The sequence below is a fragment of the Ideonella sp. sgz306126 genome (genome assembly GCF_056032705.1).
In genome coordinates, this window is the sequence record NZ_JBVYWP010000002.1 from 340919 (window position 1) to 362523 (window position 21605).

The 21605-nt window shown below is 73.1% G+C and carries 18 protein-coding genes; 9 read left to right on the forward strand and 9 right to left on the reverse strand.

Annotation, left to right across the window (positions count from 1 at the left end):
• Positions 1–119: 119 nt before the first annotated feature.
• Positions 120–596 (forward strand): hypothetical protein, encoded by a 477-nt coding sequence (locus AC0N04_RS06000; protein WP_474279684.1) that lies wholly within the window; start codon positions 120–122, stop codon positions 594–596.
• Between the two features lie 49 nt (positions 597–645).
• On the opposite strand, the gene AC0N04_RS06005 is transcribed toward AC0N04_RS06000, so the two are convergent.
• Positions 646–1080, reverse strand: a complete 435-nt coding sequence (locus tag AC0N04_RS06005) for a DUF6249 domain-containing protein (RefSeq protein WP_474279686.1) — start codon at positions 1078–1080, stop codon at positions 646–648.
• A gap of 130 nt (positions 1081–1210) precedes the next feature.
• Here AC0N04_RS06005 and AC0N04_RS06010 point away from each other — a divergent pair, with 130 nt between their 5' ends.
• Together AC0N04_RS06010 and AC0N04_RS06015 are read left to right on the forward strand one after the other, a co-directional pair.
• Positions 1211–1831: an RNA polymerase sigma factor gene (locus tag AC0N04_RS06010; protein WP_474279688.1), complete on the forward strand. Its 621-nt coding sequence runs from the start codon at positions 1211–1213 to the stop codon at positions 1829–1831.
• Between the two features lie 16 nt (positions 1832–1847).
• A complete protein-coding gene (locus tag AC0N04_RS06015) occupies positions 1848–2273 on the forward strand; it encodes a hypothetical protein (RefSeq protein WP_474279690.1) in 426 nt (141 codons plus the stop codon).
• A gap of 21 nt (positions 2274–2294) precedes the next feature.
• Here the strand turns inward: AC0N04_RS06015 and AC0N04_RS06020 are convergent, their stop codons facing one another.
• Positions 2295–3584: an alanine racemase gene (locus AC0N04_RS06020; protein WP_474279692.1), complete on the reverse strand. Its 1290-nt coding sequence runs from the start codon at positions 3582–3584 to the stop codon at positions 2295–2297.
• Positions 3585–3661: 77 nt separating this feature from the next.
• Entirely contained in the window at positions 3662–4630 is a 969-nt protein-coding gene (locus AC0N04_RS06025) for a DMT family transporter (protein WP_474279694.1), read from the reverse strand.
• A gap of 126 nt (positions 4631–4756) precedes the next feature.
• Here AC0N04_RS06025 and AC0N04_RS06030 point away from each other — a divergent pair, with 126 nt between their 5' ends.
• The 6 genes from AC0N04_RS06030 to AC0N04_RS06055 all read left to right on the forward strand — a co-directional run bounded on the left by AC0N04_RS06030 (position 4757) and on the right by AC0N04_RS06055 (position 13902).
• Entirely contained in the window at positions 4757–5449 is a 693-nt protein-coding gene (locus AC0N04_RS06030; RefSeq protein ID WP_474279696.1) for a class I SAM-dependent methyltransferase, read from the forward strand.
• 49 nt (positions 5450–5498) lie between these two features.
• Positions 5499–6293 (forward strand): ABC transporter ATP-binding protein, encoded by a 795-nt coding sequence (locus tag AC0N04_RS06035; protein ID WP_474279698.1) that lies wholly within the window; start codon positions 5499–5501, stop codon positions 6291–6293.
• Positions 6286–7077: an ABC transporter permease gene (locus AC0N04_RS06040; protein ID WP_474279700.1), complete on the forward strand. Its 792-nt coding sequence runs from the start codon at positions 6286–6288 to the stop codon at positions 7075–7077. The genes AC0N04_RS06035 and AC0N04_RS06040 overlap by 8 nt, the downstream gene beginning before the upstream one ends.
• Before the next feature lie 113 nt (positions 7078–7190).
• Complete coding sequence (locus AC0N04_RS06045) at positions 7191–8204, forward strand: ABC transporter substrate-binding protein (protein WP_474279702.1); 1014 nt, start codon at positions 7191–7193, stop codon at positions 8202–8204.
• A 38-nt stretch (positions 8205–8242) separates the two neighbouring features.
• The gene (dbpA, locus tag AC0N04_RS06050; RefSeq protein ID WP_474279704.1) at positions 8243–9682 is read left to right on the forward strand and encodes an ATP-dependent RNA helicase DbpA; all 1440 of its coding nucleotides are present in this window, start codon (positions 8243–8245) and stop codon (positions 9680–9682) included.
• A gap of 74 nt (positions 9683–9756) precedes the next feature.
• Positions 9757–13902, forward strand: a complete 4146-nt coding sequence (locus AC0N04_RS06055) for a PAS domain-containing hybrid sensor histidine kinase/response regulator (protein ID WP_474279706.1) — start codon at positions 9757–9759, stop codon at positions 13900–13902.
• A gap of 7 nt (positions 13903–13909) precedes the next feature.
• Here AC0N04_RS06055 and AC0N04_RS06060 read toward each other — a convergent pair whose 3' ends face one another.
• The 6 genes from AC0N04_RS06060 to AC0N04_RS06085 form a co-directional block, all read right to left on the reverse strand.
• Positions 13910–14989: an MBL fold metallo-hydrolase gene (locus AC0N04_RS06060; RefSeq protein ID WP_474279708.1), complete on the reverse strand. Its 1080-nt coding sequence runs from the start codon at positions 14987–14989 to the stop codon at positions 13910–13912.
• An 8-nt stretch (positions 14990–14997) separates the two neighbouring features.
• Complete coding sequence (locus tag AC0N04_RS06065) at positions 14998–16311, reverse strand: tryptophan--tRNA ligase (RefSeq protein ID WP_474279710.1); 1314 nt, start codon at positions 16309–16311, stop codon at positions 14998–15000.
• Between the two features lie 90 nt (positions 16312–16401).
• Positions 16402–17874: a M16 family metallopeptidase gene (locus AC0N04_RS06070; RefSeq protein WP_474279712.1), complete on the reverse strand. Its 1473-nt coding sequence runs from the start codon at positions 17872–17874 to the stop codon at positions 16402–16404.
• Positions 17874–19472, reverse strand: a complete 1599-nt coding sequence (locus AC0N04_RS06075; RefSeq protein WP_474279714.1) for a M16 family metallopeptidase — start codon at positions 19470–19472, stop codon at positions 17874–17876. Before AC0N04_RS06075 ends, AC0N04_RS06070 begins: the two co-directional genes overlap by 1 nt.
• 102 nt (positions 19473–19574) lie before the next feature.
• Positions 19575–19985, reverse strand: coding sequence for a hypothetical protein (locus AC0N04_RS06080; protein ID WP_474279716.1), 411 nt, complete (start codon positions 19983–19985; stop codon positions 19575–19577).
• A gap of 243 nt (positions 19986–20228) precedes the next feature.
• On the reverse strand, positions 20229–21596 hold the full coding sequence (locus AC0N04_RS06085) for a tetratricopeptide repeat protein (RefSeq protein WP_474279718.1): 1368 nt from the start codon (positions 21594–21596) through the stop codon (positions 20229–20231).
• Between the last annotated feature and the right edge of the window lie 9 nt (positions 21597–21605).

Consider the following 21605-nt stretch of genomic DNA (forward strand, 5'->3'; position numbering starts at 1 on the left):
GGCGCGGCCGGCGGGAGCGGCGAGTTTAGGGCCGCCGGGCGCGGGTCCCGGTACAGGATGACAATGGCGCCCGGCTCGTCCCTGTCTCCCTTTTCGCGGCCCGCGCCGTTGACTCCTGCATGGCCCACGCCTTCCTGACCCGTCTCGGCATCGCCGCCGCGCTCGCCGCCACCCTGGCACCGGGCGCGACGCGGCCGGCGCAGGCCGACGACGGCACGTCGCTGGCCTCCTATCGACATGCGTCGGCCTGCGTGGCCGTGATGAAGCAGGACGTGGTCGAGCTGGCCGCGCGCTACCAGGCCGGCGACACGGCGGTGCGACCTGACATGGTCCGCCTGACCGCGCTCGGCTTCGCCTTCATCGGCACCGCCTACAAGCAAGGCCTGCGCAAGCCCCAGGCGGACACCTTGCTGGCCGAGGCCGAGCAGGAGCAGCTCAAACAGCGCGCCAGCGTCCTGCGCCAGCTCTCCGCCGACTGCCAGGCCGAGGGCGCGCAATTGCTGGACGACTCCAACTTCCTCGAACGCGCGCTGGTCAACAACCGGGCGCAGGCACGGGTCGACAAGCTGCTGGCCCCGCGTCGTCCGGCCCCGTGAGCGGCCGGCACGGCCCCGTGCCGACGGCCGCGCGGCATCGTCGCCCCGGTCAATCCGGTTCGCCGTTGCCGGTCGCGGGCGGGCGCGGGCTGAGCGCATAGCTCAGCAGCTTGGCCAGGCCGCCGGCGACCGGGATCAGCGCCCAGACCGCGGCATCGCTGCCCCGGCGGACCCACAGCGCGGCGCCGAGGGCCACGCCGACGAACAGCCAGAACAAGCCCGTGCGCAACTGCCGCGCCGGCGAGTCCAGCCAGCGGCCCCGGCCGGCGGGGCCGCGCCAGCGCTCGTCCTGCAGCACCTCGGCCGGGATCGGCGGCAGCTCGATGCCGCGCTCGATCGCCGCCAGCCGCTCCTTGTGGTTCTGCTCCAGCAGCAACTGCTTGCGCTTGAAGGACAGCACCATCCACACCAGAGGCACGCTGATGCCCATCACAATCGCGATGATGGGAATGAACACCGGCAGCAGATGTCTGAGATCGTCCATGGAAGGCTCCTGGGATGAGGTGGTCGATGCCGCTTGATACCGCCCCCGGCGCCGCCGGGTTTCAGGGCGACCGGGAAAACTTTTTCTCGCGGGCCTGAAACCGGCGCGCGCCCCGGCGGTATCAAGCCCCATGAACTCCGACCTGCCGCCCGCGGCCGAGGCCATCGCCTCCGCCGCCGCCGCCCAGCGCGACGCCGACCTGCTGGCGTTGCTGGCCTGCGGCGACCGGCAGGCGGCGTTCGAAGCCCTGGTGCCGCGCTACGAGGCCAAGGTCTATCGCCTGTGCCTGACGCTGTTGCGCGACCCCGCGGCGGCACAGGACGCGGCCCAGGACAGCCTGCTGCGGGTCTGGCGCGCGCTGGCCCGCTTCGAGCCCGCGACGGCGGCCTTGTCGACCTGGATCTATGCGATCACGCGCAACCGCTGCCTGACGCTGCTGGCTTCCCGCCCGCCGCAGGCCGCCTCGCTGAGCCTGCCCGAGGTCGAGCACGAAGCCGGCCAGGTGGCGGCACCGGCCGCCGCCGGGGGCGACGACCGCCAGGCCGTGCGCGCCCTGGTGGCGGCCTTGCCCGAGGCGCAGCGCCAGTGCATCACCGCGTTCTACTTCGAGCAATGCTCGGTGCAGGAGACCGCCGCCATGCTGGGCCTGCCCGAAGGCACCGTGAAAACCCATCTCCACCGCGCCCGCGCCGCGCTGCTGCAGGCCTTGCACGCCCAGGGGCTGGCGGACCCGCGCCGGTGGTTGAGCTGATCGAAAGGACCTGGCCATGACGCAGCCCCCCGACCCGTTTTCGCCGGCCCCGGACGCCCGCGCCGAGCAGGCCCTCGACCTCGCGCTGCGCCGCGCGCTGGCGCCGCCTGGCGCGCCACCGGAGCTGCGCTGGCGGCTGATGGCCGCGATGCAGCAGGACGGCCTGCGCGACCTGGCCGCCCAGCGCGCGGCGCTGGAGGCCGAGCATGCGCGCCAGACCCAGCAGGTGCGCGCCGGCTACCTGAGGCTGCGACGCGAGACCTTGATGTGGGGCGTCGGCCTGGCTTTCGCCGCCGGCGCCCTGGCGACCCGGGCGCTGCCCTGGCTGGTGGCCGCGACCGGCTGGGACGCCGGCCTGCTGATGCCCTCGCTGGCGACGCTGGCCGGCGGCGCCACGGGCCTGGCGGTGTGGTGGTGGCGCCTGAGCGAACCCGGTCCCTGAGCGGCACGGGCCGCGGGGCGTTCAGAAATGGGTCGTGATCGCGTCGACCACGGTCAACGCCTCGTCCACCACCGGCATCCAGCGCCACTTGTCGAAGGTGGTGCAGGGGTGCGAGATGCCCAAGGCCACGCGGTCGCCCACCTGCGGCACCGGCGTGCCCGGCCCCTGCACCGCGGCGTCCCAGCGCAGGTAGGCGTGCTGGTCGTTGATCGCGCCGATCGTCCAGGCCGCGGGCGCGGCCTGCGCCTGGCGGTCGCCGGCGGCGCAGAAACCCACCGGCACCGGCAACCCCATGTCGATGCCCAGGTCGCGCTTGCCGGCGTTCAGGATCGCCAGGCCCGGCTCGGGGCAGGACTGCACCAGCGTCCACACCTGCAGCGCCGCGCGCAGGCCCTGCGCATCGCTGCAACCCATGCGCTGGTTGGCCACGTGCACCATGCGGCGATAGAAGCCGTCGTCGTGCGTCACATAGCAGCCCGAGCGCAGCAGCCCTTGCACCGGCTTGCGCAGTCGCGGGCGCAGGGCCCGGGAGACCTGGTCGAACAGCGCCGAGCCACCGGCGCTGACCAGCACCTCGGCGGTGTCGAACAGGTCTTCGTCGTCGCACTGCGCCGCCAGCGTGTGCAGGCGCTGCATCAGGCCCTGCACCAGCGCGGTGTCGGCGGCGCTGTCGCCGCTGCCCCACAAACCCTCGTACGCCTCGACTCCCGCCAGCCGCACCGCCGCGCTGGCATGGGCCGCGCGGGCCAGCGCGAGCGCCTGGTCCGCATCGCGGCAACCGGTGCGCCCGCCGGGCAGGCCCAGCTCGATCAGCACGTCGAAGGCCAGCGGCTGGGCCGCCGCCTCGATCGCGGCCAGTTGGGCCTGCGAATCGAGCAGAAAGGCCACCTGCAGTCCCGGATGCGCGGCCTGCAGCGCGGCGAGCCGCGCCAGGTCGTCGCGCTGCAGCACCTGGTTGGCGATCAGCGCGCGCCGCACGCCGGCCGCCACGCCCAGCGCGAGTTGGTGCACGCTGGCGAAGCTCAGCCCCCAGGCGCCGGCCTCGATCTGCTGGCGAAACAGCTGCGGCGACATCGTCGTCTTGCCATGCGGCGCCAGCGCGATGCCGGCGGCGTCGGCATGCCGCTGCAGCCAGCCCAGGTTGTGCTGCAGCGGCTCGCGCCGGATCACCGCCAGCGGCAGCGGCAGGTCGCCCGCCAGCAGGTTCCAGCGCTGGTCCGCGAGCTGAGAGCGGCGCAGCGGCGGCGCTGCGGCCGGGTAGCCCTTGAAGGAGGCATCGAGCGAAGGGTCGAGCAGGTCGTTCATCGTCATGGCGCTTGCGCTCCGTCCAGAGACCGGGTCGCCTCGGCGTCGTCATTCTGCCGCCGTCGCCGGCACGCACCGCGCGCTCAGTTCGGATGTCCCTCGGCCGCCACCGGTTCGGGGTCCACCCGCAGCGCCCAGATCACGCCGGCCACCAGCAAGGCGACGCCGGCCAGCGTCGGCGGCGTCGGCCACTGGCCGCGCAGCGCGAACGCATAGGCCAGCGCCGACAGCGTCTCGAAGACGATCAGCTGGCCGGCCAGCGTGGTGGGCAGGCGCTGGCTGGCCTCGTTCCAGCACAGCGTGCCCAGCCACGACGACAGCAGGCCGATCGCGAACATCAGGCCGACGAAGGCCAGCGGACGCGGGCCGAAGGGCATCGCCCACGGCGCGCCGGTGGCGCCGAAGACGAACCAGGTGGCGCCGAATCCGACGACCGCCAGCGGCAGCGTGGCCAGGCCCTGGGCGGTCGCCCAGCTGCGCGGCTGGCGCCCGGCATGGGCGCGCAGCCAGTCGGCATTGCGGAGCGGGTACCAGGTCCAGCAGACCACCGCGCCCAGCGCCAGCAGCGCGCCCAGCGCATAGCGTCGCAGGTCGGCGTGCGGGTCGGCGCGCAGCTGCTGCAGCTCCACCCGGTTGACCAGCGCGATGCCGGCGGCGATCAGCGCCAGCGACGGCGCCAGCCGCAGCCAGGGCAGGCGGCCGTCGCGCTGCGCGTCGCGCAGGTTGGAGGTGATCGCGATCACCACCGGCAGCGTGCCGATGATCATCGTCGGCAACGGCGCGCCGGCGCGCTGGATCGCCGCCGACAGGCACAGGTAGTACACGACGTTGCCCACCAGCGAGAGCTTCAGCGCCTCGATCCAGTCGGCCCGGCTGAGCTGGCGCAGCGCGTCGCGGTCGAGCCAGCCCAGCGGCAGCGCGATCAGGCCGAAGGCCAGGTAGCGGCCGAAACTCAGCAGCACCGCCGGGTAATCGGCCAGCAGCAGCGGGCCGATGAAGACCAGGCCCCACATCAGGCCGGCGACGAGCGCGAACAAGGTACCGATCAACATGGGCACGGGCCGGCGCGGCGGCCGGCGTCAGACAGGGCCGGCCATGTTGCCACGCGGGCCCCTCGCGCTACAGTGGCCGCCGACCCCGCAGCGCGGAACGGTCTGCGGCGGACCCGGAGGAGACCCATGCAGGACGACCCGAACGCGACAGCAGCGGCGCCCGGCACCGCCACGCCCGAATCGATGCGCGCCTACTACGCGCAGCGCGCCCCCGAGTACGAAGCCATCTATCGCAAGCCCGAACGCCAGCCCGACCTGCGCCGCATCGAGGCCTGGTTGCCGGCCTGGTTCGCGGGCCGCCGGGTGCTCGAAGTGGCCTGCGGCACCGGCTGGTGGACGCCGCATGGCGCGCGCGACGCCGCGCATTGGTGCGCCACCGACCTGAACGACGAGACGATGGCGGTGGCGCGCGCCAAGGCGCTGCCGCGCAGCGTGGCGTTCGCCCGCGTCGACGCCTACACGCTGGCGGGCCTGGACGACCGGCGCTTCGACGCCGCCTTCAGCGGCTGCTGGTGGAGCCATGTGCCGCGGCAGCGGCTGGACGCGTGGCTGGCGACGCTGCACGCCAGGCTGCCGGCGGGCGCGGTGCTGCTGCACCTGGACAACGCCTACGTCGCCGGCAGCTCGACGCCGCTGAGCCGCCAGGACGAGGCCGGCAACACCTACCAGCAGCGTCGGCTGGGCGATGGTTCGACGCACGAAGTGCTGAAGAATTTCCCCGCCGCCGCCGACGCCCTCGCGCGGCTGGGACCGCGCGCCCGCGACGCGCAGTGGCACGCCTTCGATCACTACTGGGCGCTGAGCTACCGGCTGGCGTGACGGCGGCCTCCGGCGGACCGCTGCCGCGCCCGCGCTACAGTTGCGCCCCGTGAAGTCTCAACCTTTGATCGAACTGAAAGCGGTGGATCGCCGCTACGAGACCGGCCTGATGGCGCTGCAGGACTTGAACCTGTGCGTCGCCCCCGGTGAATTTGTCAGCCTGCTGGGCCCGTCGGGGTGCGGCAAGAGCTCGGTGCTGCGGCTGATGGCCGGGCTGGACCGCGCCACCGCCGGCGAGGTGCTGCGCGACGGTGAAGTCGCCCGCGCGCCGCTGGGCGGCACCGGCTTCGTGTTCCAGGAGCCGACCCTGATGCCCTGGGCCGATGTGGCGACCAACGTCGAGCTGCCGCTGCGGCTGCAGGGCGGCGTGAGCGCCGAGCATCGCGCTGAGCGGGCTCGCGCGGCGCTGGCCACCGTGGGCCTGGCCGAGTTCGCGCAGAGCGCGCCGCGCGAGCTTTCGGGCGGCATGAAGATGCGCGCCGCGATGGCCCGGGCGCTGGTGACCTCGCCGTCGCTGCTGCTGCTCGACGAGCCCTTTGCCGCGCTCGACGAGATCACCCGCTTCGCGCTCAACGAGACGCTGCTGCAGCTGTGGCGGCCGGCCGGCGCGGCAGCTCCGTCCTTCACGGCGGTGTTCGTCACCCACAGCGTCTACGAGGCGGTGTTCCTGAGCCAGCGGGTGCTGGTGATGGGCGCGCGGCCGGGCCGCGTGATCGCCGAGATCGCGATCGACGCGCCGCATCCTCGCCCGCCGGCCTTCCGCAGCAGCGCCGCGTTCGTCGCGGCCTGCGCGCAGGTCTCCGAGGCGCTGGCCCGCACGGCCGCGGAGTCGGTGCTTGGCTGAAGCCGGGCGGCCGGCGCCGCGCGGCCGCGGGGTCGCGCCGGTGCTGGCCGTGCTGCTGTTCGTCGCGGTCTGGGAAGGAGCCGTGCGCGCCTGGGCCATTCCGCCCTATCTGCTGCCCGGACCCGGGTTGGTGCTGCAGACGTTGTGGGCCAACTTCGGCTCGCTGATGCAGAGCTGGTGGGTCACCGTGCGCATCACCTTCGCGGCGCTGGGGTTGGCCACCCTGGGCGGCGTGGGCCTGGCGGCGCTGTTCGCGCTGTCGCCGTGGCTGGAGTGGAGCCTGACGCCGTTCGCCGTGGTGCTGCAGGTCACGCCCGTCATCGCGGTGGCGCCGCTGATCATGATCCTCACCGACAGCGCCACCGCGACGGTGCTGATCTGTGCCTGGATCGTCGCCTTCTTTCCGGTGCTGGCGAGCACGCTGGCCGGCCTGCGCAGCGCCGATGCCGGGCTGGCCGAGCTGTTCCGCCTGTACCGCGCCAGCCGCTGGCAGACACTGCGCTTTTTGCTGGTGCCCTCGGCGCTGCCCTACTTCCTGGCCGGCATGAAGGTGGCCGGCGGGCTGGCGCTGATCGGCGCGGTGGTGGCCGAGTTCACCGCCGGCGCGGCCGGGCGCAACACCGGCCTGGCCTCGCGCATCCTGGAGGCCGCGTTCCGCACCGAGATCCCGAAGATGTTCGCCGCGCTGCTGCTGGTGTCCTTGACCGGCGTCGCGATCCATCTGCTGTTCGAGGCCTTGTCGCGCCGCCTGCTGCGCGGCTGGCACGGGAGCGAGCCGCGCTGAGCCGCCGGGCGCCAAGGCCCTGCTGCGGCGCAGCCTGCGGGGCGCCGCTACCATGCGCCGGTCCACAGGTTCGGAAAGGCGATGCGATGGCCAAGCGGCAACGACGCAAGATGATGAAGACGCTGCTCGGCGCCCTGCTGGCCTGGGCCGGCGCCACGGCCGGCGCGGCACCGGCCGCCGACCCGGTGGTCTTCGCCACCAACTGGAAGGCGCAGGCCGCGCACGGCGGCTTCTACCAGGCGCTGGCCGACGGCACCTACGCCAGGTACGGCCTGGCGGTGCAGATCCGGCCCGGTGGCCCGCAGGTCAACAACCGGCCGCTGCTGGCCGCCGGCAAGATCGATTTCCTGATGACCGGCAACCTGTTGCACAGCTTCGACGACGTCAAGAACGGCGTGCCGGTGGTCGTCGTCGCCAGCCTGTTCCAGAAGGACCCGCAGGCGTTGATGGCCCATCCCGGCCAGGGCTACAAGACCTTCGCCGACCTGGCCCGCGCACCGGTGGCCTTCATCGCCAAGGACGCGCAGTACTCGTGGTGGGCGTGGCTGAAGGCCGACCACGGCTTCCGGGACGAGCAGCTGCGCCCCTACAACTACAACCTCGGCCCGTTCCTGGCCGACGCCCGCAGCGTGCAGCAGGGCTACGCGGTCGAGGAGCCGATCAGCATCGCCCGGCAAGGCGGCTTCACGCCCGAGGTCTTCCTGCTGGCCGACCATGGCTACAGCACCTACAGCACGACCGTGGTGGCGCGGACCGAGACGGTGAAGAAGCGGCCGGACCGGGTCCAGCGCTTCGTCGACGCGTCCATCATCGGCTGGGTGAACTACCTCTACGGCGACCGCCGCGCCGCCGACGCGATGATCCGGCGCGACAACCCCGAGATGGACCAGGCCACGATCGACCAGTCGGTCGCGCTGATGAAATCGCTGGGCGTGGTCGACAGCGGCGACAGCCTGACGATGGGCATCGGCGCGATGAAACCCGAGCGGGTCCGAGACTTCTACGACAAGATGGTGCGTGCCGGCCTTTACAAAGCCGGCGACGTGGACCTGAAGCAGGTCGCCACCTACCAGTTCGTCAACCATGGCGTGGGCCTGGCGCTGAAGAAGCAGCTGCAGGGCCGATAGTCCCCCTGCGGCGCGGCGGCGGCCCGGATAATCCGCCGATGACAGCCTCCACCGCCCCCGCCTCGCCGCTCGCCTTTTCCCACCTGCCGCTGTCGCCGGCCACCCAGGCCAACCTGGCCCAGCTGGGCTACGAGCGCATGACGCCAGTGCAGGCGGCCAGCCTGCCGGCCGCGCTGTCGGGTCGCGACCTGATCGTGCAGGCCCCCACCGGCAGCGGCAAGACGGCGGCCTTCGGCCTGGCCCTGCTGAACCGCCTCGATCCGGCGCTGTGGCAGGTGCAGGCGCTGGTGCTGTGCCCGACGCGCGAGCTGGCCGACCAGGTGGCCGAGGAGCTGCGCCGGCTGGCCCGCGCCGCCGGCAACGTCAAGATCCTCAGCCTGTGCGGCGGCGCGCCGATGAGGCCGCAGCGCGAGAGCCTGGCCCATGGCGCCCACCTCGTCGTCGGCACGCCCGGCCGGCTGATGGACCATCTGGACAAGGGCAGTCTGTCGCTGGCGGCCTTGAACACGCTGGTGTTCGACGAAGCCGACCGCATGCTGGACATGGGCTTCATCGATGACATGACGAGCCTCGTCAAACAGTGTCCGGTGCAGCGCCAGACGCTGCTGTTTTCGGCCACCTACCCCGAAGGCATCGCGACGCTGGCGGCGCGCTTCCTGCGCCAGCCGCTGACGCTGACCGTGGCCGCGCCGGCGGTGGCGGCCGGCACGCCCGACGCCGCCGCAGGCGCCACCCGGCAGATCGCCTTCGAAGTGACCGAGACCGAGCGCCTGCACGCGGTGGCCACGCTGCTGAACCACTTCCGGCCCGAAAGCTCGATCGCCTTCTGCAACACCAAGCAGCAGTGCCGCGACCTGGTGGACGTGCTGACGGCGCAGGGCTTCGTCGCGCTGGCGCTGCACGGCGACCTGGAGCAGCGCGAGCGCGACCAGGTGCTGATCCGCTTCGCGCAGCGCAGCGTCAGCGTGCTGGTGGCCACCGACGTGGCGGCGCGCGGGCTGGACATCGAGCGCCTGGAGGCGGTGATCAACGTCGACGTCACGCCCGACGTCGAGCAGCATGTGCACCGCATCGGCCGCACCGGCCGCGCCGGCCAGGACGGCCTGGCGCTGAACCTGGCGAGCCTGGACGAGATGGGCCGCATCGGCCGCATCGAGCTGGCCCAGGGCCGCGAGTTCCCGTGGCAGAAGTTGGCCGATCTGAAGCCCGCGCCCGGCGGCCCGCTGCGCCCGCCCATGGTGACGCTGCAGATCCTGGGCGGACGCAAGGACAAGATCCGGCCGGGCGACGTGCTGGGCGCCTGCACCGGCGAGGCCGGCTTCGCCGCCAGCCAGATCGGCAAGATCAAGGTGACCGACTTCCACACCTATGTCGCGGTCGACGCGGCGATCGCCGACGAGGCGCTCCAACGCCTGGGTGCCGGCCACATGAAGGGCCGCAAGATCAAGCTGCGGCGACTGGATGAAACCCCGGGCTGACACGCGCGGCCTGCGCCTGCCTAGAATGGCTCGACCACGGCACGGTCACGTGCGAGGGGAGAACAAGATTGGCAATGAGTCGTTGGACCCCCCGCCACATCACGATGGCGGTGATGTGCGCGGTGGCGCTGCTGTTTCTCGCGACGACACTGCCGGGCCTGGTCGGCGAGCCCCCTCGCGGTTCCATCCTTGACGCCTACCCCGGGCTGTGGGGTCACCGCCGGCTGGTGCTGGGCCTGCTGGCGGTCTGCATGCTGGCGATGGCCGGGCTGTATGCGCGCGGCCATGACCGGGCGGCCAGCGCCACGGTGCTGGCGATGACGCTGGCGATCCCGTTCGCATTCGACCCGCGGGCCTTTTTGCCCGCCTCGGTGCCGCAGGGGTTCTGGATCCCGTTCATCTTCGCGCTGATGGTCAGCCGTCTGCGCACCGCGCTGCTGGTGCTGCTGGTCTCGGTGGCGCTGGCGAAACTGAGCTACCCCGGCGCCTTCACGACGCCAGCGGCGATGCTGATCGCGGCGGTGATGGCCCTGATGCTGACCGCCGGCCGGCTGGTGCAGCGCCGGCTGCTGGCCGAGGCGAGCGAGGCCCGCCGCGAAACCGACAGCGCGCAGACCGAGCGCCGCCGCAGCGAGGCCGGCTTCGAGGCCATGTTCGTGGAACTGCCCGACGCGCTGATCCTGGGCAGCCCGGAACGGCGCATCCTGCGCGTCAACCCGGCCTTCACCGACCTGTTCGGCTACCCCGCCGAGGCCGTGATCGGGCGCAGCACCGAGTTTCTGTTCGCCGACCCCCGCGATTTCACGGCGCAGAGCGAGCGCCTGTTCAACAGCGCGGCCAACGGCCCGCGCGATGCGGTCGAATTGCGCCTGCGCCACCAGGACGGCCACGAGATCTGGACCGAGTCGCGCGGCGTGCGCCTGACCTCCGCCGATGGCCGCACGCAAGGCCTGATGGCCGTGCACCGCGACATCAGCGAGCGCAAGCGCGCCGAGGAGCGGCTGCGCCGCTCGCAGGCTCAGATGCGCGCCTTCGTGCAGCAGGCGCCGCACGCGATCGCGATGTTCGACCGCGACATGAATTACCTGGCCACCAGCCAGCGCTGGCTGCAGCACTTCGGGCGCGGGCATGACAGCCTGATCGGCCTGAACCACTACGACGTGCTGCCCGACCTGCCGCAGCGCTGGCGCGAGACCCATCGCCTGGGCCTGTCCGGCGTCAGCCAGAGCAGCGACGAGGACACCTGGACGCGCGCCGACAGCAGCCAGCGGTCGCTGAGCTGGACGGTGGTGCCATGGACCGACGAGCAGGGCGAGATCGGCGGCATCATGATCTCGTCCGAGGACGTCACCGAGCGCAAGCGGGCCGAGCACGCGCTGCGCGAAGCCCACGAGCGCTTCTCGGTGGTCTTCCAGAACAGCCCGATGGGCGTCGTCATCGCCCGGCTGGCCGATGGCCGCTTCGTCGACCTGAACCCGGCCTTCGCGCAGATGTTGGGCTGGCCCCGCGACGAGTTGCTGGGCAAGACCGGGGTCGACATCGGCATGTGGGTCGAACCCCTGGAGCGCGCCCGGGTGCTGGACGCCTTGCGCGGCGCCGGCATCGTGCGCGGCGTCGAAGCCCAGTTTCGGCGTCGTTCCGGCGAGGTGATCGACATCCTGTATTTCGGCGCCCGCGTGACGGTGGGTGGCGAACCCCATTTCATCGGCAAGGTGATGGACATCACCTTGCAGCGCCAGGCCCGGCGCGAGCTGCACCAGTACCGCGCCCGGCTGGAGGCCGAGGTCGCCCAGCGCACCCAGGACCTGGCCGCGGCCAACCAGCGGTTGGCGCAGCGCTCGGCCGCCGTCGCCGATCTGTACAACCACGCGCCCTGCGGCTACTTCTCGGTCGACCCCACGCGCCGCATCATCGAGATCAACGACACCGCGCTGGGCTTGCTCGGCTATGCCCGCGAGGACATGCTGGGCCAGCCGATCGACGCCTTCATGACGCCAGCCAGCCAGGAGGCGGTGCACGAATGTTTCGCGCAGTTCAGCCAGACCGGCCGGGTGCGCGACCGGGCCTTCGTGTTCCGCTGCCGCGATGGCCAGGCGCTGCCGGCGCTGGTCAGCGCCGACATGGTGTGCGACGCCGACGGCAATTTCGTCTCCAGCCGCGCGACCCTGGTCGACAACCGCGAGCGCGAGGCCCGCGAACAGCAGATCGCCGAGATGCAGGCCGAACTGGCCCGGCGCGCCGAGCTGGCCGACGCCGCGAACCAGGCCAAGAGCGCCTTTCTCGCCAACATGAGCCACGAGATCCGCACGCCGATGAACGCGATCATCGGCCTGACCCACCTGATGGCGCGCGACACCCGCGACACGCTGCAGCGCGAGCGCCTGGGCAAGGTGGACGACGCGGCCCACCATCTGCTGCAGGTGATCAACGACATCCTGGACCTGTCCAAGATCGAGGCCGGCAAGATGGTGCTCGAGAACACCGAGTTCTCGCTCGACGGGCTGCTCTCGCGCGCCTTCGAGATGGTCAGCGCCCGGGCGCGCGACAAGGGCCTGGAGCTGATCGTCGACACCGACCACCTGCCCAACCGGCTGCGCGGCGACCCGACCCGGCTGTCGCAGGCGCTGATCAACCTGCTGTCCAACGCGGTCAAGTTCACCGAGCAGGGCTGGGTGCGCCTGCGCGGCGAACTGCTGAAGGAGCAGGGCGATCAGTTGCGCGTACGCTTCGAGGTCCAGGACACCGGGCCCGGCATCGCACCGGAACAGCAGGCCTTGCTGTTCACCGCCTTCGAGCAGGCCGACACCTCCAACACCCGGCGCCATGGCGGCACCGGCCTGGGGCTGGCGCTGACCCGGCATCTCGCGATGATGATGGGCGGCGAGGCCGGCGTCACCAGCGAACCCGGCGTCGGCAGCCGCTTCTGGTTCACCGCCTGGCTGGGGCGGGCCGCCGAGGCCGGCGACCGCGCGGGGCCGATCGCGCTGTCGGGCCTGCGCGCCCTGCTGGCCGACGACCTGCCCGAGGCGCTGAGCGTGCTGCGCGAACGGCTGGAGGCGCTGGGACTGGCCGTCGACGCCTGCCCCAGCGGCGACGCGGCGCTGCAGCGCATGGCCGTTGAGGTCGCCGCCGGCCGGGTCTACGACGTGATGCTGGTCGACTGGCGCATGCCGGGACTCGACGGCATCGAGACCCTGCGCCAGCTGCGCGGCAGCCTGGGCGAGGGCATGCCGCCCAGCGTCCTGGTGACTGCCTTCGACGAACCGCAGATGTGGCAGCAGGCGCGCAGCGCGCAGTGCGACGCGGTGCTGGTCAAGCCGATCACCGCCTCGTCGCTCAACGACACGCTGATGCGGGTGCTGCGCGGCCGCAGCCAGGGTGGCGCCGCCCCGCTGCCCACCGGGCAGAGCGAGGCCTTGCTGGCCCGGCGCCACGCCGGTCAGCGCGTGCTGCTGGCCGAGGACAACCTGGTGAACCAGGAGGTGGCGGGCGAGTTGCTGCGCGCGTGCGGCCTGGTCGTCGAGACGGCGGGGGATGGCCAGCGGGCGGTCGACATGGCGCTGACACGACCCTACGACCTGGTGCTGATGGACGTGCAGATGCCGGAGCTGGACGGCCTGGCGGCGACGCGGGCGATCCGCGACCAGCTCGGCAAGGGCCTGCCCATCGTCGCGATGACGGCCAACGCCTTCGGCGAGGATCGCCAGGCCTGCCTGGACGCCGGCATGAACGACCACGTGGCCAAACCGGTCAACCCCGAGCATCTGTACGGCACGCTGCTGCGCTGGCTGCCGCTGCCCGCTGCCCAGGGCGCGGGCAGCACTCCCGTGCGGGCGGCGCGCTCGGCGACGCCGCTGGCGACGCGGCTGGCGCGCATCGAGGGCTTCGACCTGGCGCTGGCGCTGACCCACACCGGCGGCCAGCTGGTGCTGCTCGAACGGGTGCTGGACAGCTTCGTCCGCAGCTACCGCGACGGTGCGCCGGCGCTGCTCGATGCCAGCCCCCCCGATGCGCTGATGCGCTGGCGCGCCACCGCGCATTCGCTGCTCGGCGCCTGCGCGACGATAGGCGCGACCACGCTGCAGGCGGCCCTGAAGGCCTTGTCGCTCCAGCTCAAGAGCGGCGCCGATGCCGCGGCGCTGGCGCCCCAGGCGCAGCAGGTGCACCTGGAGCTGCAAGCCCTCGCGGGCCGCCTGGCGGCCGAGCTGGCGCGGCGGTAGCGCGGCGTCAGCCGGCCGGCGCGTCGGGCAGCGGCCGGCGCACCGGCAGCCGCTGCGTCTGGCCGATCGCCAGCACGAAGAACGCGTCGTCGGCCAGTCCCAGGTGCGCACGCCGCCGAGCCAGCGCCCGCGGCGGCTCGTCCAGCGCTTCGTCGGTCAGGCTGAAGGTGCCCCAGTGCACGCCCAGCGAGCGCTTGGCGCCCAGGTCGAGGTGGATCTGCAGCGCCTCGTCGGCGTTGACGTGCTGCGACGCCATGAACCAGCGCGGCTCATAGGCGCCGATCGGCAGCAGTGCCAGGTCGAAGCCGCCGCCCAGCGCGGGGCGCTGGCGTTCGGCGAAGCGCTCGCGCATGCGGGCGAAGTCGCGCGAATACGCGGTGTCGCCGGCATAGAACACCTGGGCATCGGGCGAGAACACCGCGAAGCCGCCCCACAGCGTGGCCATGCGATCGCCCAGGCCGCGCGCCGACCAGTGCTGCGCCGGCACCAGCATCACCTCGACCGGACCGTGGGCGCCGGCCAGCGTGTGCGATTGCCACCAGTCCAGTTCGGCCACGCGGCGGATGCCGCGCGCGGCGAACCAGGCACCCAGGCCCAGCGGCACGACGAACAGCGGCGGCCCGCCCGGCTGGCGATGCAGCGCGCGCACCGAGGCGTCGTCGAGGTGGTCGTAATGGTTGTGCGACACCAGCACCAGGTCGATCCGCGGCAGCTGCGCCAGCGCCACGCCCGGCGGCTGGTGGCGCTTCGGACCGACGAAAGCCAGCGGCGAGGCGCGCGGCGAGAAGATCGGATCGGTCAACACGCCCAGACCGCCGAGCTGCACCAGCGCGGTGGCATGGCCGATCCAGGTCACGGCCGGCTGCATGGCCGCACCGGCCGCCGCATTGGCGTGCAGGAAGTCGAGTTCGGGCGGATGCTGCGGGATCGGGCCGCCGGGCGGCGGGGGCAGGCCTTCGCTGCGCGCCTGCCAGCGCCAGCGCAGGACCTCGCCCAGCGACTTGGGCTGGAACGCGGCGTCGCTGTTCTGAAAGCCGTCGGGCCGGTGGTGCGGCCGGGTGGGGTCGTAGTGCGGGTTGCGCGCCATCGCACCGGTCAGGTGTCGGCGGCCGCCGCGATCAGTGCCGCCAGCGCCTGCGCCACCTCGTCGGCGCCGACGCCCTCGCCGCGCGCCACCGGGGCCGCGGCCAGCGCCGCCGCACCGTCGGTCTTGAGCCTCTTGACCCACTCGCCGGCTTCGCGCCCGCCATCGAAGCCCTGGCTTTGCAGCAGCACCCGGCCGTCGTGGGCGCTGAGCTTGAAGTAGAAGCGGCCGTCGGCCTCTCGGTATTGCTTGAACAGCGGCGGCGCCTGCCGAGCCGGAGCGGCCTCGCTCCTCGGCGCGGCGACGGCCTTGAAGCGCCGCAGCCCCACCGCCTCGCGCAACTCGGCCAGCAGCGGCGCGGCCAGCGCGCGGGCCTTGGCCGCGCCCTCCTGCAAGGTCTGCTCGATCTTGTCGGGCTCGGCCATCAGCGCGTCGTAGCGTTCGCGCATCGGCCGGATCTCGCCGTCCACCAGATCGAACAAGCGCTGCTTGGCCTCGCCCCAGGCCAGGCCGGCGCGCAATTCGGCGCGGAAGCCGGCGCGCTGCGCCGGGCTCGCGAAGGCGTCGAAGATCGTGACCAGCGCCGTGCCCTCGGGCTCCTTGGGCTCGCCCGGCAGCTTCGAGTCGGTGACGATGCGCGCGATCGCCTCGCGCAAGGCCTTCGCCCCGCCCTCGAACAACGGGATCACGTTGTCGTAGCTCTTGCTCATCTTGCGGCCGTCGAGGCCGGGCAGCAGCTCCATCTCGGCCTCGGTGCGGGCTTCGGGCAGCACGAAGAACGCCTTGCCCTGGCCGAACAGGTGGTTGAAGCGCTGCGCGACGTCGCGCGCCATCTCGATGTGCTGGACCTGGTCCTTGCCCACCGGCACCTGGTGGGCGTTGAACATCAGGATGTCGGCGGCCATCAGGATCGGGTAGCTGTACAGGCCCATCGTCACGCCCGCGTCGGCGTCCTCGCCGGCCGCCAGGTTGGCGTCGACCGCCGCCTTGTAGGCATGGGCGCGGTTCATCTGGCCCTTGGAGGTGACACAGGTCAGCAGCCAGGTCAGCTCGGGAATCTCGGGAATGTCGCTCTGGCGGTAGAACACCACGCGCGAGGTGTCCAGGCCGGCGGCCAGCCAGGTCGCAGCGATCTGCAGCCGAGAGGCCTCGATGCGGTCGGGCTCGTCGCACTTGATCAGCGCGTGGTAGTCGGCCATGAAGAAGAAGCTCTCCACGCCCGGCGCGCGGCTGGCGGCGATGGCCGGGCGCACGGCGCCGACGTAGTTGCCCAGGTGCAGGGTGCCGGTGGTGGTGATGCCGGTGAGGACGCGGGTGACGGACATGGTGCGGAGGTCAGAAGCTACGGGGCCGGGCGGGACGGCGGCGCGCGGATCGCGCGCACGCCAGGTCCCGATTGTGGCGGCGCGCGCCGGTCAGCGCGCGCCGAGCGCGGGGGAATCCAGGTCCAGGCGGGCGCTGTCGACGGTCTGCGCCTGCGGATCCAGCGATTTCAGGTCGGTGCCCGCCGTGGCGAGGTCGCCCACCACCACGCTGCGCAGCTCGGCCGCGGTCCAGTGGCGGGCGGCGAAGTCGGCCACCTGCGCCGGGGTGACCGCCAGCACCTCGGGCGCGAACTGCTGCAGCATCGACAGCGGCCGGCCCTGCTCGACCAGGTTCAAGGCCGCGTCGGCCAGCCCCGCCGTGGTCTCGACCCGACGGCCGAAGTCGCCGACCATCGCCGCCTGGCGTGCGGCCAGCTCGTCCGCGGTCGGCGCGGCCTGGCCCAGGCGGACGATTTCGTCGCGCATCAGGCCGGCGACCTCGGCGGCACTGGCGTGCCGGGTCTGGGTCGCGGCGAACAGCAGGCCGCCGCCGGGGCGCAGTTCGCCGATGGCGCTGGCACCGTAGCTCAGGCCGCGCTTGATCCGCACCTCGGCGTTCAGTCGCGCCGAATAGCCGCCGCCCAGCACCGCCGTGGCCACCTGGGCCACCCGCAGCTCGGGTGAATCGACGGCGACCAGCGGCGCCGTCACGACCACCCCGCTTTGCCCGGCCCCGGCCAGGTTCACCAGCCACGTGGCGGGTGGCCGGGGCGATGGCGCATCGTGCCGGACCGCCGGCGCCGGGGCGGCTGCAGCCTTCCACCCGCCCAGGTCACGGCTGGCCAGGGCCTGGGCGCGCTCCAGCGTCACGTCGCCGCTGAAGACCAGCGTGGCGAGTTCGGGCCGCAGCGCGCCGGCGTGGAAGGCCTGCACGTCGGCCAGCGTGATGCGCGCCAGACTGGCCGGCGTCATCACCGCGCCATCGCTGGCAGCGCCCCAGGCGGTGCGGCGGGCCACCAGGCCGGCCAGCGCCATCGGGTCGGACAGCGTGAGCTTGAGGGTGTCGGCGGTCTGCGCGCGCAAGCGCTCGAATTCGTCGGCGGCGAGCGTCGGGTGCAGCACCGTGTCGGCGATCAGCGCGGTGGCGGCGTCGAGCCGGGTCGTGGCGACGGTGAGGTGGGTGGTCGAGCCGCCCCAGTCGGCCTGCGCCGCCAACGTGCCGCCGAGGGCTTCCGCCGCGCTGGCGATCTGGCTGGCGGACTCGGGCCGCCCGCCGCGCAGCGCGCCGCGGGTGCCCAGTTGCGCCGTGAGCTGGGCCAGGCCGGCCAGGCCGGCGGGCTCGGCGTCGCTGCCGAGCCGCAGGTTCAGCGCCACCGTCACCAGCGGCAGCGTGTGGCGTGGCAGCACGATCACGCGCACGCCGTTGGGCAGCGTGGCCTCCTCGGCCTGCGGCACCACCAGCGGCCGCGGGGGGGCGGCCAGCGGCGGCTGGTCGACGCCGGGGACGGCACGGACCGCCGGGGCGGCGCACAGGGCCGCGACGATAGCCAGCGCGCGCAGGCGCAGGCGGATGGAGTGCGACATCATCGGGCCTCCGGCTGGCTGGGACGGACCGGCGTCGGCCGCTGGCGGCGGTCGGTGGCCTGCTGGACATACTGCAGCACCACCCGCGGCCGGCCGAGCAGGTACTGGCGCACCACGCGCGCGACGTCGGCGCCGGTGACCGCCTGCAGGGCGTCGAGATCGCGGTTGATGTAGAGCGGATCGCGGTGCAGGATCGTCGCCCAGCCCAGCGCCTCGCCGAGGCCTTGGGCGCTCTGGCGGCTCACCAGCGCGGCGGTCAGCAACTGGGTCTTGGCCTTGTCGAGCTCGGCCGCGCGCACCGGCCCGCTGCCCAGGATCGCGATCTCGCGCATCAGCGGCACCAGCAGCGATTCGGCCCGGGTCGTGCCGGCGGCGATCGCATACGCCACCAGCGCACCAGCGTCGGTGTGCAGCTCGGCATCGAAGCCCACGCTTTGCGCAAGCCGCTCGCGGTACACCAGGGCCTGGTTGAGCCGCGCCGAGTCGCCGCCGGCCAGCAGCGCCTGCGCCACCGTCAGGGCCGGCGCATCGGGGTGGTCGGCGCGCGGGCCCTGCCAGATCAGCATCAGCGCCGGCAGCGGCACGTTGGGGGCAGCGAGGACCGCGCTGCGGCTGGCGCTGCGCACCGGCTCGGCCACCTGGACCCGCGGCACCGGTGCCGCGGGGTGGCTCAGCGGACCGAAATAGCGGTCCACCCAGGTGTCGAGCTGGGCCGGATCGAAATCGCCGGTGACGATCAGCACCGCGTTGTCGGGCCGGTAATAGGTGTCGTGGAAGGCACGCACATCGTCCAGGGTGGCGGCCTCCAGGTCCTCGATGCGGCCGATCACCGGCCGCTTGTAGGGATGGACCGAGTAGGCATAGGGCGCGATCGCATCGAACAGCCGGCCGTAGGGGTCGGCCAGCACGGTCTGGCGGTACTCCTCCTCGACGACCGCCCGTTCGCTCTTGAAGTTGGCCTCGCTGACGTCGAGGTTGGACATGCGTTCGGCCTCGGCCCAGAGCAGCGATTCGAGGCGGTTCGCCGGCACCTCGCTCTCGAAGACGGTGACGTCCTCGGCGGTGAAGGCGTTGTTCTGGCCGCCGACGTCCTCGGTCAGGCGGTCGAACTGTTCGGGCCGCAGGTAGCGCGTTCCCTTGAACATCAGGTGCTCGAACAGGTGGGCGAAGCCCGATCGGCCGGCCGGGTCGTCCTTGGCCCCGACACGGTACCAGACCTGCACCGCCACGCTGCCGCTGCCGCCGCCTTGCAGCGACAGCACCTGCAGGCCGTTGGCCAGGGTGCGCTGGCGGACCGCCAGGCGCGGTACCTCGACCAGGGGCTGGGCGGGCTCCTCGTGCACCGGCGCGGCATGGCGCGGATGGCCGGCATGGCGGCCGCTCGGGTGGTGTCCCGCCACCGGGTGCGTGGTGCCCCGGCGCGACGGGCGGTGCGACGCGGTGCGGTGGCCCGGGTGGGCGGGGTGCGCCGGCGCGGCCGGATGGGCGGGATGCGCCGGGTGGCGGGGCTTCTTCGCCGCCGCGCCCAGCGAGGGGACCAGCGCGCCCGTGGCGGCCAGTCCGGCGAGCCAACGGCGGCGTCGCATCAGCAAGGTCATGCAGTCTCTCCAGTCGACAAATCCTGGCGACCGGGTCGCCCTGACGAGCCGCCAGGGCAGAGCATACCTAGCGATGCGGCGCGGCCGGGCCGGCGCCGCCGCTCAGGCGCTGAGGTTCAGGTTCTGGCCCAGGCTGCCGAACGCGCTGGCGGCGGGCGCCGACGGGGTGCTGCCGCCGGTCGACACCGGCGGGCCGGCCGGCCCGTCGACCGGCACCCGGCCCTGGTTGGGCGACACCAAGCGCTGGTAGGCCGCCTGCGCCGCGCTCAGGTCACCGGCCTGCAGGGCCGACTGCAGCTTGGCGAAGGCGCCGTTCGGGTGCTGGCTGGCGCGATCGGCATGGCTCAGCGCGGCGAACTGGCTGAACGCGGCCTGGGCACCGGACAGGTCGCCCTGGGCCAGGGCGCTGCCGATGGCGGCGCGGGCCTGTTGATGGGCGCCGTTGCGCGGGCTGGCGCCGGCCAGGATGGGCTGGCCGACGGCGATCGGCGGGAAGGAGGTGGAAACGGACATGGCTTGGCCTTCTGGTTGAAACAGACCCCGGGTCGAAGGTGACGCTGGCAGCCGGTACAACTCAAGGCGGCGCCGGACGGCTGAAGCGGGCCCGGGCCGGGCTCGTCCAGACCGTTCGGTGATCCAGTGCAGCGTGGGGTCGGCGCTGCGACGGCGGGCAGGCCCGCCGTGTCCGCCATTGAACGCCGGCGGCGGCCGCGCCAAAGGCCGGAACAGCCGGCTCGAACGCGGGCTTCTCCGCGCTCAGCCCAGCGCTCGGCCCAGCAGCGCGCCCCAGTGGCGGGTCAGCGGCGTCAGCGGCTTGGCCATCAGGCGCTCGTTGAGCAAGGCCTGGCCGATCGCATGGCCGGGGGCCCGCGCCGACGCCACCAGCAGGCTCAGGTCGAACAGCTCACGCTGGGTCTGGCTGCCCCCCAGTCTCGGTGTGAGCGCCTGCACACTGTGCAGCGACGCCACCGCGGCGGCGGCGTCGCCGTGGGCCAGGGCGAGCAGGCCGCGCATCAGCGGCAGGCCCACCTCGCGGGCGACGGCGTGGTTGCTGCGGCGCGCGTCCTCGGCCTGCATCGCCCGCGCGGCGCAGCGGGCGAGCCAGCTCTCGGCGCGCGCCCACTCGCCCGCCCCGAGCATCGCCAGCAGCACGTGCAGGTCGTGGAAGGCATGGTGGCCGGCATCGTCTTCGACCGGCGCCCAATCGCGCAACAGATCGACGAAGCGGGCACCCACATCCTCGCCCAGCAGGTGCAGGCGCCACAGCAGCGACGCAGCGTCGACCCGGTGCTGCAGCGTCTGCAGCGCCGCACCGCACAGGTGGGCGTCGATCAGCCGGTGCACGCCGGGCAAATCCATCGCTTCGAGCCGGAACAGGCCCATCAGCCACCACAGGCGGGACGCGAGGCGGTTGCCCTCGGCCCAGGCGGGTTGATGCTGGCGCAACCAGGCGGTGCCGTCCTCGAAGCGGCCCTGGCGGTCCATCACCTGGGCCACCGCGAGCACCGCCCACGGCACGTCCGGGTCCAGCGCGACCGCGCGGCGGCCGCTGTCTTCGGCCTGCGGGTACAGGTTGGCTTCGGCCAGCCCGAAGGCGTGCAAGGCCAGCACCTGCGGGTAGAGCGGGTCGGCCTCGTCCCACTCGGGCAGGGCCCGCGCCGGCCGCAGCCGCAGGGCCGCCGTGTCGCCGCGCTGCAGGTCGGCCTGGTGCGCCCACAGCAGCGCCAGCGCATCCCGCGGATGCTCGAGCAGCCATTCGCCCCACAGGCGGCAGGCCTGGTGGAGACGACCGTCGGCCAGCGCGCGCAGCGCTTCGAGATGGGCCCGCTCGCGGGCCGGCGCCCCCTCGCAGCGCGGCGCCGCCTGCGCGAGCAGCGCCTGGGCCTGCGGCAGGCTCGCGCGGTCGGCCGGGTGGAGCAGGTCGCCGGCCGACATCAGCAGCGGCAGCGCCCAGCCCGGGTCGGCCGCCTGCGCCGCCGCCAGTTCGGCCTGCGGCGAATCGTGGAACGACATCATCTGCCGCAGCGCCGTTTCGACGTGATCGGCGGCGCGCTGCGACGCGCTGCCCAGGCGGTTGTGGCGCAGATCGAGCAACAGCGAGCTCGGGGCAGGCGGCGGCGTCATGCGCGAAAT